The following is a 15,175-nucleotide window of genomic DNA, read 5'->3' as shown; positions in this document are numbered from 1 at the left end:
CGAGGCCGGTGTCGCCTACACCGGGGAGATCCTGACTGCAAACGAGGGAATGACCCTTGCTATTTGACACGCACGGCAGCTCAGCTCGGTGCGCACGATTGTGGACGTTCGATTCCGCGCGAACGCTGGCTGCCTCCCAAACCCATCAACAAGTGCTGTCCGTATTCGTGAACAGAGCCACGGTGAGAAGTCCGCTTCCGACCGCATCACCTACCGCGTCCCCGATCTGAAGGACCCGGCTGTCCGAGCCCGCTACGCCGGCAAGCGCACGGCGGTCGTCGGTTCCGGCGCCTCCGCGTTCACCGCTCTCGCCCTGCTCGCCGACCTGGCCGGGGAAGAGGCGGACACACACGCGGTCTGGATCCTGCGCCGAGGCATCGGCGACGCCACGTACGGCGGCGGCGAGGCCGACCAGCTCCCGGCCCGCGGCGCCCTCGGCCTGCGTGCCAAGGCGGCGGTGGAGCAGGGGCACGCGAGCGCCGTCACCGGGTTCCGTACGGAAGCGGTCGAGCGTGACGGCGACCGGCTGGTCCTGGTCGCCGAGGACGGCCGCCGCCTGGACGCGGTCGACGAGGTCGTCGTCCTGACCGGCTTCCGCCCCGACCTCAGCTTCCTCTCCGAGCTCCGCCTCGGCCTCGACGAACGCCTCCAGGCCCCGACCGCGCTGGCTCCGCTGATCGACCCGAACGTCCACTCCTGCGGCACGGTCTACCCGCACGGCGTGAAGGAGCTGTCCCACCCGGAGCAGGGCGTCTACCTGGCCGGCATGAAGTCCTACGGCCGCGCCCCCACCTTCCTCGCCATGACCGGCTACGAGCAGGTCCGCTCCATCACGGCCGCTCTCGCCGGTGACCACGAGGCGGCCGAACGCGTCGAGCTGACCCTGCCGGAGACCGGTGTGTGTGGCGGCGCGGGTCTGTTCGACGAGCCCGACGCCGCGCGGAGCGGCGAAGGCGGAGGTTGCTGCGCGGCCCCTGCCACGCTGCAGATCGGCATCGGCGCACCGGCCGCCTCCGGCGGCTGCTGACAGACCGACACCGCGGGCGCTGGCGCGTTCCTTGCGTTGGCGGCGAGTACGTCGGGGTGACGGGCCTTGGTGCCGCCCAGAAGCGCAGGTCGGGGGAAGCACACCTCGACCTTGTTCTTCTACGCGTGCGGCGATGACAGTGAGTAGCCCGGTGATCGTGGAATCCCGGCCGTCGTCGGTCGAGGAGTACCGTGAAACCAGGAGGCTTTCGGTTTGCCGTTCCCGGTAGGCAGGCGAGTGCGATGTCCGACCCCGACCCCCCGCGGGTGACCAGGCTCCTGCCCGACGCTGTGCATCAGGCGGTTTCGCGACCTGGAACCGCCGTGGTGCGGCTCGAGACGACCCATGACCGGAAGGGTGCGCTCGACGGGGCGTGGTGGCCCCGCTCCCGCGACATCGCCGGTGAACTGCCCGGCCTCGTCTCCGCGCTGTCCGAGTACCTCGGGCCGATCACACGTGTCGGTCTGGACACCGACGCCTGGGACGAGCTGCCGACGCGGCTGACGATCGACGGTCGTGTCGTCCGCATCGACTCCTTCCCGGTCGGAGACGACACCGTTCTCATCACCCGGGGCAGCAATGATCTCTTCTCGCTGCTGGTGGTTCCGCCCCACACCGCGGCCGACGCGGCCCGCGCGGCCATGGCCGCAGCCGTGCGCGCAGGCAGTCAGACGCCGGCGGAACAGATCCTCATCGACACCGGCACGGAGCGTGTGGGCCCGAGGCATGCACCCACCGCTGCGCTACGCCACGGCCGCCATGAGCCGGGCCGCTGACGACGCGCTCGTCGGGGGCGGCACCACGAGGAGATCCCAACGGCCCGCAGTGTAGGACTGCAGTAGGATCCTGTGCGGGTTGAGCGCCTCGGTGAATCTGTCGACCGCCACCTCGTAGCCGTTGACGACGACCACGCCGTGCGGGAGAGGCTGCCAGTGGCGGGGATTGACGGCCACGTGGGTGAGCCGGCCCCACAGCGGATCGATCACGTCGGCCAGTTCGCCGAGTTCTCGTGCCAGGTCGCGGGTCCGTGGCCACCACGCGCCGTCCGGACGGCCGAAGCGGCTGGCGGATCCGAGGACGAGGCGCGCGGCACGTGGTCGGAACGGTGCCGCGTGCGGACGGAGCTGAGTGGTGTTCATGATCATGAGGAAGAAGCCTGACTGCGGGCCTGCGCCGACTGACGGAGCGCCCGGTGGTGAGTGAGCGAGGACGGGACCGGCGGCGCCGGTACACGAAAGCCCTCGAAGTCCTCAGGCTACTCCTCGACGAGCCCCGACAAGAGGCTTCGGCCTCATCGGGTGGACTGCTCCCGGTGTACGGCCTGGTCGGGCGCCGCGAAGAGTAGGCTGGAGGAACCGGGGACACTCCGCGCACGGGCATTTCGCGTCTGTGCCGTTTTCGGTGATCGAATACGCCGGGTCGGCTCAGGCCCGCCCGGGGCAGGGTTCGCGTCATGACTGCGACCGTCTCCCCTCCGACGACGTCCGAAGACCGGCGTCCCACGTCTCCCGTACGTCTCTCGCTCGTCCCCGCCGGTTCGGCACCGCTGCTGCTGGACGGCGCCTGGTGGCCGCGTTCGCGTGATCTCACCGCCGAACTGCCGGCCCTGGCGTCCGTTCTGGATCCGCTGTGGGGGCGGATCACCCGGATCACGGTGAACCCCGCCCAGTGGCCGGTCGTCCCGCGCAAGGTGCCTGTCGCCGGGCACGTGGTGAAGGTGGGCTGGTTCCGCTTCGAGCAGGACGAGCACGAGTTGCTGCTGCTCTCCTACCACGTGGGCCGCTGGAACCTGCTGGTCGTTCCCCCGCAGACGCCTCCGGCCGCGGCCGCCTGGCTGATGGCCGCCGCGAGCGACCCGCGCCGGACAGCGACCGCGAGCAGCCTGCTGGCGGATGCCGCGCGTCTGACGGTGACCGCCGAGGCCGACCGCACCAGGGAAGCGGTGTGGGAGTCCGAAGGAGGACATGGAGCCGGTGCTTCCGTCACTTCTCCATGGCTTCGAGTCGCCGTCGCCACCGCGAGGGACCGGCCGGAAAGGGTGTGAGGGCCATGGACATCCTCGTGACGGTGTTCGTGCTGCTGGCGGTGATCGCGGCAGGCGCGTTCCTCATCCACCGCCTGAACTCCCAGCACGGGGGCAGAAGTGCCGCCTTCCACTACGGCCGCAGCGGTGTCGTCGCACCAGACCGGAAGACCGACGAAGGGCCGGCGGTACGCCGACGGTCCCCGGTCGCGAACGACGCCGGCGAGCGCCGGGGCTCCCGGTACGGCGGACGCGGACGGCTGCGTCCTGGACGCCGCCGTACCCACGGCGGCGTCTCGCCCCGCTAAGTGGGGACGCGGGTCCGTCGGAGCGGGGCGCCGGCGTCGTGGAGGCTGGTGAGTGCCAACCGGTAGGAGGCGACCAGGCCCGTTTCCGCATAGTCGACACCCAGGTCCCGGCAGTACCGCCGGACGATGGCGCGGGCCTTGCGCAGGTTGGGGCTGGGCATGCTCGGGAACAGGTGGTGCTCGATCTGGTGGTTCAGGCCGCCGAGCGCCAGGTCGGTGAACCGGCCGCCGTTGACGTTGCGTGAGGTCAGCACCTGGCGGCGGAGGAAGTCGGGGCGGTCGTCGGCCGTCAGGATCGGCATCCCCTTGTGGTTGGGCGCGAAGGCCGAACCGAGGTAGACGCCGAACAGGCACTGGTGGACGGCGAGGAAGGCGATCGCCATCCCGGGCGGCAGGACCCAGAACAGGGCGGCCAGGTAGACGGCGCAGTGCCCCAGGAGCAGAGCGCCGTCGACCGCCCGGCGTTTGAGCCGGCGGTTGGCCATGGCCCTGCCGCTCGCCACGTGCAGGTTGAAGCCCTCCAGCGTGAGCAGGGGAAAGAAGAGGAACGCCTGCCAGCGGCCGAGCAGGCGGGGCAGTCCGGTGGCGGCGCGGGCCTGGTCCGGGGACCAGACGAGCAGGTCGGGTCCGATGTCGGGGTCGAGGTTCTCGGTGTTGGGGTTGGCGTGGTGACGGGTGTGCTTGTCCTGCCACCAGCCGTAGCTCATGCCGATCGACGCGCCGGCGATCCGTCCGGACAACTCGCTGGCCCGGCGGCGGCGGAACACCTGCCGGTGGGCCATGTCATGGGCGACCAGGGCGACTTGCCCGTACATCACGGCCAGGAACGCGGCGATCGCCAGTGTCCACCAGGAGGCGCCGACGAGGACGAACGCGGCCCATCCGGCGGCGTAGAGCCCGGTCACGGCGGTGATGCGTAACGTGTAGTAGCCGGGGCGGCGCCCCAGCAGTCCGGCGTCCGCGATCTTCTTCGACAGCCGGGCGAAGTCGCTGCCGGGAGTGTCGGGGCGCGTGGCGGTGGTGGTGGCCATGGTCATGAGGACGTCTCTCTCAGAAGCGGGCGGATGACTCGGGGCGGCCCCAGGGCGAGTTGGGCGCGGGGAGCGGGTGCGTACATGGACGTGCCCGCGGCGGCTCCTACCACCGAGGGGCCCGGGTTCCCCGCCCGGTGGGTCCCACACGGCCGCGCGGACCTGCCGCCGCCGTCGGGGCCGGGGGCCGGGCTTCTCCCTCGGCGCCGGGCCGCCGGTCGTCCAAGGCGGCCGTCGTAAGGAGAGCGGCTGCTTCCTCCGTCGCGTCCGGCGGGATCACCTGCAGATCCCAACGGCCGAGCCCTGGGGAGAGCAGGACGACCCGGTCCGGGGCGTGCGGAGAGGCGGGGGCCTTGTGCAGGCGGACGACCTGGTTGGCGACGAACATGCGCCCCGGTGCCGCCGACCAGGCCGCGGCGTCCACGGTGACGCCGGTGATGTCGCCCCACGCTCTCGGCAGCGCGGCGAGCATCTTCGGGAGCTGTGTCAGAAGATCGCGGGAGTACGGCCACCACACTCCGTCGATCCGGCGCGGCAGCGCGCCGTGCGGCGCGAGACGCAGGCGGACGAGGGGCAGGGGCGGGGACAGGGTGGACGGTGCGGTGGGGACTGTGGCGATCACGTGGGATCTCTCTGACGAGTTGGGTGCCGGCCGGTTCGGCAGGGCACGGCGGCCGACGGTCCGCGGGCTGTCGGGCAGCGCCGGACGTGGCCGGTGGATCCGGGTGCTGGAGGTCGTGCCTGGCCGCTCTTGCCGGAGGAAAGCGCCGACGACCGCCGCGAGTTCGCGGGAAGGGAGTCGGCGGGCGTATGCGGGGTGAAGGGGGGAGACCCTTCCGCGTGACGAACGCCGGTGGATACCGGGGTGGAGCCGGTCCGCCACCGGCGTGCCTGATGCCCTCGGTCTCCTCAGACTACTCCTCGGCGAGTAAAGGCGGCGTGACAGCAGGTCATCAGTGGTGTGGGAGATGGTGGGCGCCTCCGCGGCACCGGCCCGGTCCGACGGCCACCACGTCTCATGGCGGCGGTACGCGCAGGGCGAGCAGGGCTACGTCGTCGGTGCTGCCGGGCGGCAGGTGGGCGAGCACCTTTCCGCACAGCCTGTCCAGCGGTTCGTGGACGAGAGTGAGGGCGTGCCGGAGCAGCCGGTCCAGGCCCGTGTCGAGGTCGCTGCCCGGTGTCTCGACGAGCCCGTCCGTGTACAGCAGCAGGGTGGAGCCGGGCTTCAGGGGATGCGTGGCGTCCGGTCGGTCCGCGTCGCCGACGGATCCGGTGCCGAGGAGCAGCCCCTGGCCGGCTTCCAGAAAGCATGCGGTGCCGTCCGGGGAGAGGAGCAGCGGGGGCGGGTGCCCCGCGCTGGTCCAGCGGAGCGTCCACGGTCCCGTGTCCGGGTCGCCCTCGACGCGGGCGAGGATCAGGGTGGCCAGCGGGACGGTGGTGATGACCGGCATGGCGGCGTCGAGGCGGTCGACGACGGCGCCGGGCGGTCCCGTGTGATCCCAGGCCAGCGAACGCAGAATGCCGTGCAGTTGGGCCATACCGGCCGCCGCGGTCAGGTCGTGGCCCACGACGTCACCGATGACCAGGGCGAGCGCGCCGTCCTTCAGGATGAAGGCGTCGTACCAGTCCCCGCCGACCTGGGAGCCCGCGGGTGCGGGCTGGTAGCGGGCGGCCAGCCGGAGGTGGCCCGGCCGGGGCAGCGGGACGAGCAGGTTGCGCTGCATGGCCTCGGCGACGGCGCGCTGACGGCCGTAGCGGCGGGTGTTGTCGATGAGCACGCCGACCCGGCGGCCGACGTCGCCCACTGCGGCCAGGTCGTCTTCGTCGAAGGGGTGCGCCGGGTCGGTGCGCACCACCGTCAGCGCCCCGGTGATCCGGTCCCGGGCGCCGAGGGGCACCGTAACGGCGGAGCTGGCGCCCACCGCCGTCAGAAAGCCATGGTGGAGAGCGGCCAGAGGAGGGTGTCCGGCGGCCGGGGTGAGGGCAGCCACCCGCTCCTGGAGCACGGATTCGCCCCCGGTCAGCGCACGGCCCAGCGGCGAGTCCTCCCCCTCACCGGCCCCCTCCGCGCCGAGTACGCTCCGGCCCTGGAATCCGGCGTCCCGTCCCTCCGGACCGGTCACCGCCACCCGGTGGACCTCGCCGGAACCGGTCCGCAGGTCCACCGCGGCCCAGTCGGCCAGACGGGGCACGAGCAGCCGCACCAGGCGGGCCAGCGCCTCGTCGGTCTCCAGAGTCTGCCCCAGGACGTCCGTGATCTCCGCGACCAGGGACAGCCGCTCGTTGAGGTCCTCCAGGGCGCGCGTGCGCGCCGTTCGCTCCCGGTGGACGCGGCGGTCCCCCGTGGCGTCCGTGAACAGCAGTGCCATGCCTTGCACGGAGCCGTCCTCCGTCAAGGGGGACGCGGACCAGGAGACAGCCAGCAGACGACCGTCACCGCGCAGGTATGTGCCGCCCTCCCCTCGCGCCCCCTGCCCCTCGGCCAGCGCGTGGAGCAGGGGGCACCGGTCTCGCGGCACCTTGTTGCCGTCCGCGTCCCGGTGCAGCAGATCGTGTGCGTCGGCTCCCCGCATCGCCCCGGTGGTGCGGCCCAGCAGCCGCTCGGCCGCCGGGTTCGCGACGATCACGCTTCCGGCTGCGTCCAGCACCAGCACCGCCGTGTCCAGCCGCTCGACGACCCGCCGCCAGAAACCCGGCTCGCCCACCGGCCACGCCCCCACGTCATCACCCACCGCATCGCGCACGGACCCTCCAGAGGCTGTCTTCCCGTCGATGGTGCTCCGACGCGGCCCTGCTCGCACGGCACCGGGGCAGACGGCGCACACCGCGCGGGCACGGCCCACGGGCCAGCCAGGTATGTCCGGACCAGGGGCAGTCGTCATCCCGCCGTCTGGCCAGACGCCGGGTCTCCCGGGCGGTTGGTCCGCTCGTCTCCGGCGAGCCGTACCCCGCGCCGTCCTCGCCCCGGACCGCGGGGAGCGCAGCTCCGCCCGGGCACGGACGCGGCCAGGCCCGTGACGAGGACGGCGAGGCCAGCAGGTGACAGGATCTCCGGGATGCTGCTCGATGAAGGCGTCGTCGCTGACCGTCAGGACGGCGAGCACACTGTTCACGGCTACGACGGTGTTGCGGCGGCTGTCGGGCCGGCCGCGATGGTGACAGTCAAAGCCTCGGCGGTCGTGGGGGAGGAAGCCCGTCCCGAGTCGGGACAAGAGGTTTGTCCCGAGTCGGGACATGACGCCCGTCCCGAAAAGGGACAACCGGAGACCCCGGCGAACAGTTCGGAGCCGCGCGCATGCTCAACAGGATCCGCCCGCTGTCCGGCCCCCTCGCCGCGCCGGTCCCACAGGAGCTGAACCGTGACGCGGCGGTCGGAAACGAGCCGCGAAGGGAGGGCCGATCGACGCCATAGGAAGCCCGGCGGTTGCGCAGGCCGACTTGAATGGCAGCCCCGTGCGACTACTTCAGAGCGTCCTCGATCGCCTCGAAGATGTCCGCGTCGGTCTCTTTCTGCCAGTCGGGCAGGTCGGGCCAGTCGGCGACATAGCCCGGCTTCGGGTTCTCGAAGTGCTTGTACATCTGCGCGGTCCAGCAGGTGGCGACAAAGCGGCTCTTCTGCTCGCGGGTGAGGCGGGAGGCGTGGCGGTCGCTGAGGTCGAGGAACTGGCGCACTTGGTCGTGGACGGCCCCGGCGGCCTGGCGCTCCCACTCGGGGGTCTCGTCCCAGGGGGTGACGTAGCCGGGCTTCGGCTCGCCGGGGAAGTGCTTGCGCACTCCGGTGATCCAAGCCTCGCGGAACAGTCGGGCGCCCTCGGACTGCGACATGCCTTCCCCTCTCGTCACGTCGTGCACAGTGCGTCGATCTCGGCGCCCAGCTCCGCCACACGAGCGTCGCGGGAGAGCGGGCCGAGGTCGGTTCGTAGCCCCTGAAGTTTATGGGCGACGTGACCCGAGGAGGTCGTGTGGGCGAGTCGCAGCGCCTCCCCGCCGTAGGCGAGTACTTGGTCGGGGTCCTGGCGCCGGGCGCCGATGGCCGCGAGGTCGGTCAATACCGCACCGCGTCGGCGGAAGGACTGGCCGGAAGCGAGGATGTCCTGGCTGAGCGCGCTGCTGAGTGCCTTCTCAGCGAGGTCGAGGCGTCCAAGCTGGAGGTAGCGCGCGCCACGCTCTTCTGCGAGGCGGGAGCCGTCGAAACGCAGCCAGCCACCGTTGTGGGCCGCCCCGCTCAGGACGGTCACCTTCTCCGCCTCGTCCAAGGCGCGTTCGCAGGCGGAGAGGTCGCCGAGGCCGGCGTACGCCTCGGCTTGGACGGCGGCGACCCAGTAGCGGGTGGACAGGGAACCGTCCCCGCGCCTTGCCACCTTCTCGGCGGCCGACAGCGTGCCGACCGCGTCGGCGTACCGGCGTTCGTACAGATCGACGTAGGCGTGGCGGACGAGGGCACACGCCCACAGGTCGTAGGACTTCGCCTCCTGGCTGGCAGAGGCGGCGAGCGTGTAGGAGGCGGCGGCGTCGGTGTAGCGGTTGCCGTCGAAGGCCAGTTCTCCTGCGAGCTGGAAGAGGTCGCCGGCCGCGCCGCACAGGGCCTGTGCTTCGACCTCGGGCCGTCCGTCGAGGGTCTCGTTCAGGGCGGTGAGCTGGTCGCGGACGACCGGGTAGACGGAACGCTTGGCGCGGGCGAGTTGGTAGACCTGCCACAGGTGTCCGTTCATGCGCAGGAAGTCGTCGGACATCCCGCGCAGCGCGCCCTCCGCGAGGGCTGCGCCCTCGTCGGGGGGCAGGGCCACCAGGGCACTGGTGACGGTGATGGCGCGCAGGAACTGGCGTCGGATCATGTCGTCGGGGTCCCCTGAGCCGTGGTGGTCGCGAGGCGGCGGCCCTGCCGACTCCGGGCGGGCTGCTCGTGGCTGTCCCACCAAGGCGTCGAGTTCGTCAAGGTCGAGGTGGAGCAGCTCGGCCAGCCGTGGTCTCAGCGGCGGCTGCGGCGTGGTGGAGCGGCCTTCCCAGCGGCCGACGGTCCGTCGGTCCACGCCGAGGGCGTGCGCGAGCTCTTCCTGACTGTAGCCCAGCGCCCTGCGCCGCTCAGCAAGCCCCATGCCGCCCCCTTTCCACGCACCAACCCGCGTCTAACCCGACGGCACCGGGCTGTCCCAGAAGTGTCTCAGGACTGCCCCGCGGATGCCGTGGTCTGCGCCAACACGAGCCGCTTTTCTGGACGTTGTCAGGCACGACAACGGTGGAGACCGGAGAAGGGGTGCGGGCAATGGCAGCAGGAAGCGTCACGTCGTTCGAGGTGGCTGGAGTGTCGATCGTCCTGGAGGCGGTCGACGAGACCGTGGAAACCGCGCTGGCCATTCGCCTGATGATGCCCGAACGCCCGGTGATCGACGCCACGACCCGAGACCTGGTCAGCCACCTGAGAGTGCTGATGGCCGAGGAGCTCGGCTTCGACGAGAACCCGGCCGTCCAGGCGCTGTTCCGGGAGGGCTACCGGGTCCTCGACCTGACGCGCCGGCCGACGGAGCAGTCCCCTCACTTCCATGCCTACCAGTACATGCGGGATCTCGGCTCACTGACCAGACGCTTCGCCGACGTCTACCGCGCGACCCGGAGGAAGGACCAGAACGATGGCTGACCAAACCCCGGCCGAGCCGCCGGTGTGCCGGATCGGCGCCACCCTGCCCGACCAGGAACGAGCACGACGCGTCTTCGTCGGCCGACCTGGCCTGGCGCCGACCGTGGGGCAACAGCGTGGCAAGGACCAGGGCGCGCAGTGAAAGGCCAGGTCACGGCTCAGGTCATGTACATCGCGTGCGTCATGGTGCTCGGGGGGTCGATCGTGGTGGCGGTGTCCCTGGGATGGTGAGCCGGCGGCGCAACAGGCGAGGTCGCCCCTATGGCTGGCGGCAGTGGCTGCTGTCGGCCCTGATCATCGTCTCCACTGCCCCGGTCGCCTGGGCTCTGTGGCACCTCGCCCCCGACTGAGAGAGACCACCGGTCCGCTCCGGACCTACCGACTCCCGCTCTGGCCGAGCGAGCCCTCGGGAAGACCCGGTCCCCACCGGGGAAGGGCTCAGCCGCTCTCTCCCTTCGGCCAGAGCGGGCCCCACCCAACGAGCTCCCGTCCAGTTCGCCGTGAACGCCGGCGGCAGGGACGGGTCCGGGTTCCGCAGCTCGCGGTGCCCGTCCACCCACTCCGCAGGAGGAAGGAACAGTCATGATCATCGACGAACTCTTCACGGGAGACCTGGTCACCGGCGTCCCCAGCATGGACGCGGCGCTGCTCGACAAGATGCCCGGTGGTGGCGACAACAACGGCGACCACTGCAGCTGACCGGCCGGTGAACGCGGCGGAGCAGGGCCTGGCGTCCTGCTCCGCCGCTCCGTAGAGGAGGGGAGCGGAGTGCTCTCGTTTCGTGTGCGACTGGCAGACACCCGGGACGCCGGCTGGCGATGGGACACAGACCGCTGGGTCAAGGGGGAGAGCTGGATCCGGCCCGCTCACGCAACCGTCCTGGTCGCGGACCTCATACCAGGCGACGGATCGAGCGTCTGTGTGCTGGTGCGAGAAGACAGAGACGGTGAAGCCGACTACACGTCGCTGCTCGTCCGGCCCGACGAGATCCAGGTCTCGGCGGGAATGCTGGGTACCGTCCCGCTGTACCTCACAGTTGTCGGCGACGAGATCTTCGGGGCGTGGGACATCGTCGACCTCCGGCCGCACCTGCGACCTGACCAGCTCAATCCACGAGCGGTCGCCCGCACCTTGAGCCGCCAACACCGCTCCAGCACCGACACCCTCTTCGACGGCGTGTACCGACTCACCGAACGCGCTACCGCGGTCTTCACGCCGGCAGGGCTCTCCATCCTCTACCCCGAGCCCGCCCAGCACGTCCTGGAACCCCGCAGCCTCCGTAGCGGAGTGGACCCCGTGACCGCGTTCGACGCACTGCTCACCGAGGCCGTGGCCGAGTGGCGATCGACGGCCGGCCGCGTCGGCGTCGAGGTGTCAGGCGGAGCGGACTCGGCCAACGTGGCACTGTCCGCCGTAGCGGCCGGATTCGGCTCCGTGCACACCTTCGGGCTACTCATGGGCGGCCGGATCGGCCAGCTCCAGCGAGACCGACGCCGCTCCCTGGTGGACCACCTGGGATTGCGCGACACCGCCGTGCCGGCGATGCAGCACCCGCCCTTCGTGCCTGGAGGCGTGAGGGAACGCAGACGGCCGCACGATCCGGCAGGCGCCTTCTACCAGGAAGCGTTCGACATCATGCGCGGGCACGTGGCCGCACACGGCTGCGAGCTGATCTTCACAGGTGGCGGTGGGGACGAGGTCAACGCCCACCACTCGCGTACGGAAGCCGGACTCCCGCCGATGGAGCCGGTGCCATGGCTCGGCGACAAGGCCACCGCGGCGCTGGCCCAGGTGAACGAGAACCTCGCTCCCATCCCGGTCCTGCCTGTGCCGACGCTCATGGCATTCGGCCTGCACAACCCGGCGTACGTGAGACTCGGTATCTGGCCGGTGGCCCCGCTCGTCCACCCCCGGATGATCCGCTTCATGGAGCAACTGCCGTACGAGTACAAACGCGACAAGAAGATGTTCCGCGACCGACTTCGGCGGACGGGTCTGCCCGAGTCCGTTGCGGCTCCGACCGAGCCGGAGAACTTCCTCGCGGTCATGGAGTCGGGACTGCGCACTTACGGGCTCCCTCTCCTGGACGAGATGCTGACCGATTCCCTGCTGATCGATCTCGGCTACGTTGATGCCGACGCCCTCAGCCGGGCCCGCGACCACGCCGAGCGGACTCCCGCGGTGCCCGACCTGCTGTGCGACACACTCGCCCTGGAAGTCGGACTGCGGAGCCTCGCATGAGCGGCCTGGACATCGCCGAACCCAGACACCTGGCAGCCTCCAACCTCTTCTACCGAGACCCCGCCCTGTACGACAGAGTGCAGTCCGACAGCACCAGCGCGAGCAGCTGTCGGGCGCTCGTCCATCGGCACCGCCCGGACGCCCGCACTCTGCTGGATCTGGGCTGCGGAACCGGGAGAGAGCTGGAGCTGCTGGCCCGCCACTTCGACTGCATCGGTGTCGAGTTCCAGCCCGGCCTGGTCGACTACGCCCGCCGCACACGGCCCGGCCTCGACATCCGCCTCGGCGACATGCGCACCATCCGACTCGACCACACCGCTGACGTGCTGACCTGCCTGGGAAACTCCCTCTCCTACGTGCACGACAACCAGGACATCCAGGCGGTCTTCCGGACCTTCGCAGCGCACGCCCGTCCCGGGACGCTCCTTGTACTCTGCTGTTCCGTAGCCCCGATCGAGCGTGATGAGCCGCAGGAAGCAGAGGTCGAGATCGGATCGGACACAGCCCACGTGACCATCACCTACGAGTGGGACCTGCGGACCCAGATGAACACCATGCGCCGGCACTGGGTGTTCAACTCAGGTGAAGAGACACGGGACGTGATTCGTCGGCGTGTTCTCGGGCCGCGTGAGCTGGAGCTGTACGCGACGCTCGCCGGCTTCGACGTCCTCCAGATCAGCGACGAGATCGGAGCAGGCACCTTGCACGGGCCTACCGCGTACACCGTGGCCCGGTACAGATGATCAGGACACGGTCGTCAGCGGCCACGGCGGGGATCGTTCCCTGTCGGGCCGGGCGCCGACTGCGTGGTGGGCGCCGAGTGCGAGGTGTGCCGGTTGGCTCGGAGGGCCGTGGCGTTGCGGTCGTCGGGTAGTGCGGGCAGGTGAGCGCTGCGGCGCAGGCGCCAGACGAGGACGTCGCTCATGGATCCGGCGGAGCGTAGTTCGCGCCGTGCCGTGGCTTCGGTCAGCAGGGCGGCCGGGTCATGGCCGGCCCTCCGGGCGTCGTCCAGTGTGGCGGCCAAGGCGGGCCAACCGGCCTCAGCCTCGATCCGGTCGGCCAGCTCCGGCAGCACTTGGTGGAGCAGGTTCGCCTGCTGTTGCCGAACACGTTGAGTCAGCCGCCGGCCTCGCTGGCTCAGTGCGGTCATGGGCTGGACTGAGGCGGCCTGGTAGGCGGCGCGGAGGTGCTCGGCGGCTTGCTGGGCTGCTGTGGCCTGCTGGGTGTGATGCTTCCTGGCGTGCCACTTTGCCGCGGCGGTCACGACGAAGAAGGCCATGTCGATGAGCATGGCCGTGCAGGCGCCGTCTTCGCCCCGGCCCAGGACCGGCCCGCTGTGGACGAGATCACGGGCGGCTTGTCGCAGGCCCCGGTCGTGCCCGCGTACCGCCTTCACGTGGGAGCGGCTCGCGCGCTCGAACGCGGAGGCTGCCTCGCGCAGTTCAGCCCGGGTGTGGGCGGCGGAGGTCTTGGCCAGCGCGTCCAGGACCTCTCCGGTCGCGGCGATCTGGGCTGCTGCGGTGCCGTCGTCGCCGTGGTCGATCACCAGCAGGGCCTGCCACGTGGCAGCCGCGGCCCGCCGCCGCGCGAACGCGGGGCCTGTCACGGGCGGCAGTGCAGGCTGATCCGGCCACGAACCGTCGATGGCGGTGGGCGTCTCCGAGGGCCGGCTCCAGCGTTCGCGGACACGGGGCAGGGACAGGTCGGGCGCCAGCTTGGAGCCTGAGTAGAAGACCGGCTCGCCGTCCTTGTTCCGGTCATCAGGGAGGGCGACCTTGTACCCGAGGAGGTCGCCGGAGGGCGCGAGACGCTTGCGGATCAGCAGACCGGCGGCGGCCAGGCGGTCGAAGAACTCGTCCGTCGAGGCAGCACCGGCCACTGCCCGGCGCACGGACTCACGAAGTTCCTCCCGCGCCGTGCGCTCCCGGCCTTCCCGCTGGGCCTTGTGCCGTTCGGCGCTGGTCGGACGACGGGCTGCGGTGCCATCGCCGGTGGCGAGGCGGCGCAACCCGTAGTCGATCTCGATCACGCGGGCTTCCGCTTGGGAACGCTTGCCGTCCCGGCGAATGCGGGCTTGCCGGCCGTCCTCTCGTACGACGGTGGCGATGATGTGAATGTGGTCGTCGGCGTGCCGAATCGCTGCCCAGCGGCAGGCGGCGTCGTCACCGTCGGGAGCGATGCTGGTGGCGGCGACCATTCGGCGCGCAATCTCGGCCCACTGCTCGTCCGACAGGACCGGGTCCTCAGGAGCGGCGCGTAGCGACAGATGCCACACGTGCTCGGCGGGCCGTCGGTTCTTCGGCAGGGCGTTGACCGGCTGGTCGAGCAGCCGCTGGAGATCTCCGTACGTGGCGTCGAGGTCGCGCCCGGGATCAGGGGCGAGGCTGTCCCAGGCGCCCACCAGGTGCGGGTCTGTGTGTTCTTCGTGCGTGCCGGGCCCGTACAGGTAGTGGAGCAGGCCGATGGTGCGCGTGCCTCTTGCGTGGATGCGGGGGATCACCTGGCCCTCCTGTTGTCCAAGTGGTGCTGGGTGAAGGCGTCGACGCGCCTGGCGGCGCGCTGGACGGCGGCGAGGACCGCCTCTGCCTGCGGTGCGTCGGCGCCGGAGTTCAGTGCCTTGGCGACCTGGTTGAGGTTGTTGCCGAGTTGCCCGAGGTGGCGCCGCAGCGCGAACAGCTCGTGCAGCATCTCTCGCTCGCCCGCGATGTCCTCGGCGGTGCGGCCGAGGTCGTGGGCGGCGTTGAGAGCGGCGCGGGCGAGGAAGCCGGCGATGCTCATGTGGCACGTGGCGGCTGCTCGGGCGAGCAGTTGGTACTCGGCGTCGTTCATGCGGCAGCTGGGCTGGTGCAGGCGCTTGTTCTCGTCGCGCAGGCGTTCGCGCTGCTGTATGCGGGGCTGTGACGGAGAGGT

General features: G+C 70.9%; 15 protein-coding genes and 1 pseudogene. 8 read left to right on the top strand and 8 right to left on the bottom strand.

Going from position 1 to position 15,175, the window contains the following annotated elements; genetic code table 11:
- Positions 1-181 precede the first annotated feature (181 nt).
- Together IG94_RS0129295 and IG94_RS0129290 are read left to right on the top strand one after the other, a co-directional pair.
- Positions 182-1,027: pseudogene (locus IG94_RS0129295) on the top strand (flavoprotein); the annotation flags it as partial.
- 242 nt (positions 1,028-1,269) lie between these two features.
- Positions 1,270-1,803: a DUF5994 family protein gene (locus IG94_RS0129290; protein WP_031043872.1), complete on the top strand. Its 534-nt coding sequence runs from the start codon at positions 1,270-1,272 to the stop codon at positions 1,801-1,803.
- Here IG94_RS0129290 and IG94_RS0129285 read toward each other — a convergent pair.
- On the bottom strand, positions 1,771-2,166 hold the full coding sequence (locus IG94_RS0129285; RefSeq protein WP_224219996.1) for a DUF5994 family protein: 396 nt from the start codon (positions 2,164-2,166) through the stop codon (positions 1,771-1,773). The two genes, IG94_RS0129290 and IG94_RS0129285, sit on opposite strands and share 33 nt — an antisense overlap.
- Before the next feature lie 314 nt (positions 2,167-2,480).
- Between IG94_RS0129285 and IG94_RS0129280 the strand changes: the two genes are divergently transcribed.
- On the top strand, positions 2,481-3,071 hold the full coding sequence (locus tag IG94_RS0129280; protein WP_031043866.1) for a DUF5994 family protein: 591 nt from the start codon (positions 2,481-2,483) through the stop codon (positions 3,069-3,071).
- A 5-nt stretch (positions 3,072-3,076) separates the two neighbouring features.
- Positions 3,077-3,358, top strand: a complete 282-nt coding sequence (locus IG94_RS0129275) for a hypothetical protein (RefSeq protein WP_030401450.1) — start codon at positions 3,077-3,079, stop codon at positions 3,356-3,358.
- Here IG94_RS0129275 and IG94_RS0129270 read toward each other — a convergent pair.
- The 5 genes from IG94_RS0129270 to IG94_RS0129250 form a co-directional block, all read right to left on the bottom strand.
- Positions 3,355-4,395, bottom strand: a complete 1,041-nt coding sequence (locus IG94_RS0129270) for a fatty acid desaturase family protein (protein WP_031043862.1) — start codon at positions 4,393-4,395, stop codon at positions 3,355-3,357. The genes IG94_RS0129275 and IG94_RS0129270 overlap by 4 nt on opposite strands.
- Before the next feature lie 100 nt (positions 4,396-4,495).
- Complete coding sequence (locus IG94_RS0129265; protein ID WP_031043860.1) at positions 4,496-5,011, bottom strand: DUF5994 family protein; 516 nt, start codon at positions 5,009-5,011, stop codon at positions 4,496-4,498.
- Between the two features lie 394 nt (positions 5,012-5,405).
- Positions 5,406-7,133: a GAF domain-containing SpoIIE family protein phosphatase gene (locus tag IG94_RS0129260; RefSeq protein WP_031043857.1), complete on the bottom strand. Its 1,728-nt coding sequence runs from the start codon at positions 7,131-7,133 to the stop codon at positions 5,406-5,408.
- A gap of 715 nt (positions 7,134-7,848) precedes the next feature.
- Positions 7,849-8,214, bottom strand: coding sequence for a hypothetical protein (locus IG94_RS0129255; RefSeq protein WP_031043854.1), 366 nt, complete (start codon positions 8,212-8,214; stop codon positions 7,849-7,851).
- A 14-nt stretch (positions 8,215-8,228) separates the two neighbouring features.
- A complete protein-coding gene (locus IG94_RS0129250) occupies positions 8,229-9,485 on the bottom strand; it encodes a helix-turn-helix transcriptional regulator (protein WP_031043852.1) in 1,257 nt (418 codons plus the stop codon).
- A gap of 167 nt (positions 9,486-9,652) precedes the next feature.
- On the opposite strand from IG94_RS0129250, the gene IG94_RS39755 reads away from it, so the two are divergent.
- The 4 genes from IG94_RS39755 to IG94_RS0129225 all read left to right on the top strand — a co-directional run bounded on the left by IG94_RS39755 (position 9,653) and on the right by IG94_RS0129225 (position 13,008).
- On the top strand, positions 9,653-10,024 hold the full coding sequence (locus IG94_RS39755; RefSeq protein WP_148315135.1) for a hypothetical protein: 372 nt from the start codon (positions 9,653-9,655) through the stop codon (positions 10,022-10,024).
- The gene (locus tag IG94_RS42635; RefSeq protein ID WP_157852335.1) at positions 10,017-10,166 is read left to right on the top strand and encodes a hypothetical protein; all 150 of its coding nucleotides are present in this window, start codon (positions 10,017-10,019) and stop codon (positions 10,164-10,166) included. The genes IG94_RS39755 and IG94_RS42635 overlap by 8 nt, the downstream gene beginning before the upstream one ends.
- Positions 10,167-10,951: 785 nt before the next feature.
- Complete coding sequence (locus IG94_RS0129230) at positions 10,952-12,265, top strand: asparagine synthase-related protein (RefSeq protein ID WP_224326504.1); 1,314 nt, start codon at positions 10,952-10,954, stop codon at positions 12,263-12,265.
- Positions 12,262-13,008: a class I SAM-dependent methyltransferase gene (locus tag IG94_RS0129225; RefSeq protein ID WP_031043839.1), complete on the top strand. Its 747-nt coding sequence runs from the start codon at positions 12,262-12,264 to the stop codon at positions 13,006-13,008. Before IG94_RS0129230 ends, IG94_RS0129225 begins: the two co-directional genes overlap by 4 nt.
- A gap of 14 nt (positions 13,009-13,022) precedes the next feature.
- On the opposite strand, the gene IG94_RS0129220 is transcribed toward IG94_RS0129225, so the two are convergent.
- Both IG94_RS0129220 and IG94_RS0129215 read right to left on the bottom strand, forming a co-directional pair.
- A complete protein-coding gene (locus tag IG94_RS0129220) occupies positions 13,023-14,765 on the bottom strand; it encodes a relaxase/mobilization nuclease domain-containing protein (protein ID WP_031043833.1) in 1,743 nt (580 codons plus the stop codon).
- Positions 14,762-15,115, bottom strand: coding sequence for a plasmid mobilization protein (locus tag IG94_RS0129215; RefSeq protein WP_372458728.1), 354 nt, complete (start codon positions 15,113-15,115; stop codon positions 14,762-14,764). Before IG94_RS0129215 ends, IG94_RS0129220 begins: the two co-directional genes overlap by 4 nt.
- Between the last annotated feature and the right edge of the window lie 60 nt (positions 15,116-15,175).

Source organism: Streptomyces olivaceus (genome assembly GCF_000721235.1).
GTDB classification, from domain to species: domain Bacteria; phylum Actinomycetota; class Actinomycetes; order Streptomycetales; family Streptomycetaceae; genus Streptomyces; species Streptomyces olivaceus.
This window is presented reverse-complemented; position numbering and strand designations above follow the sequence as displayed.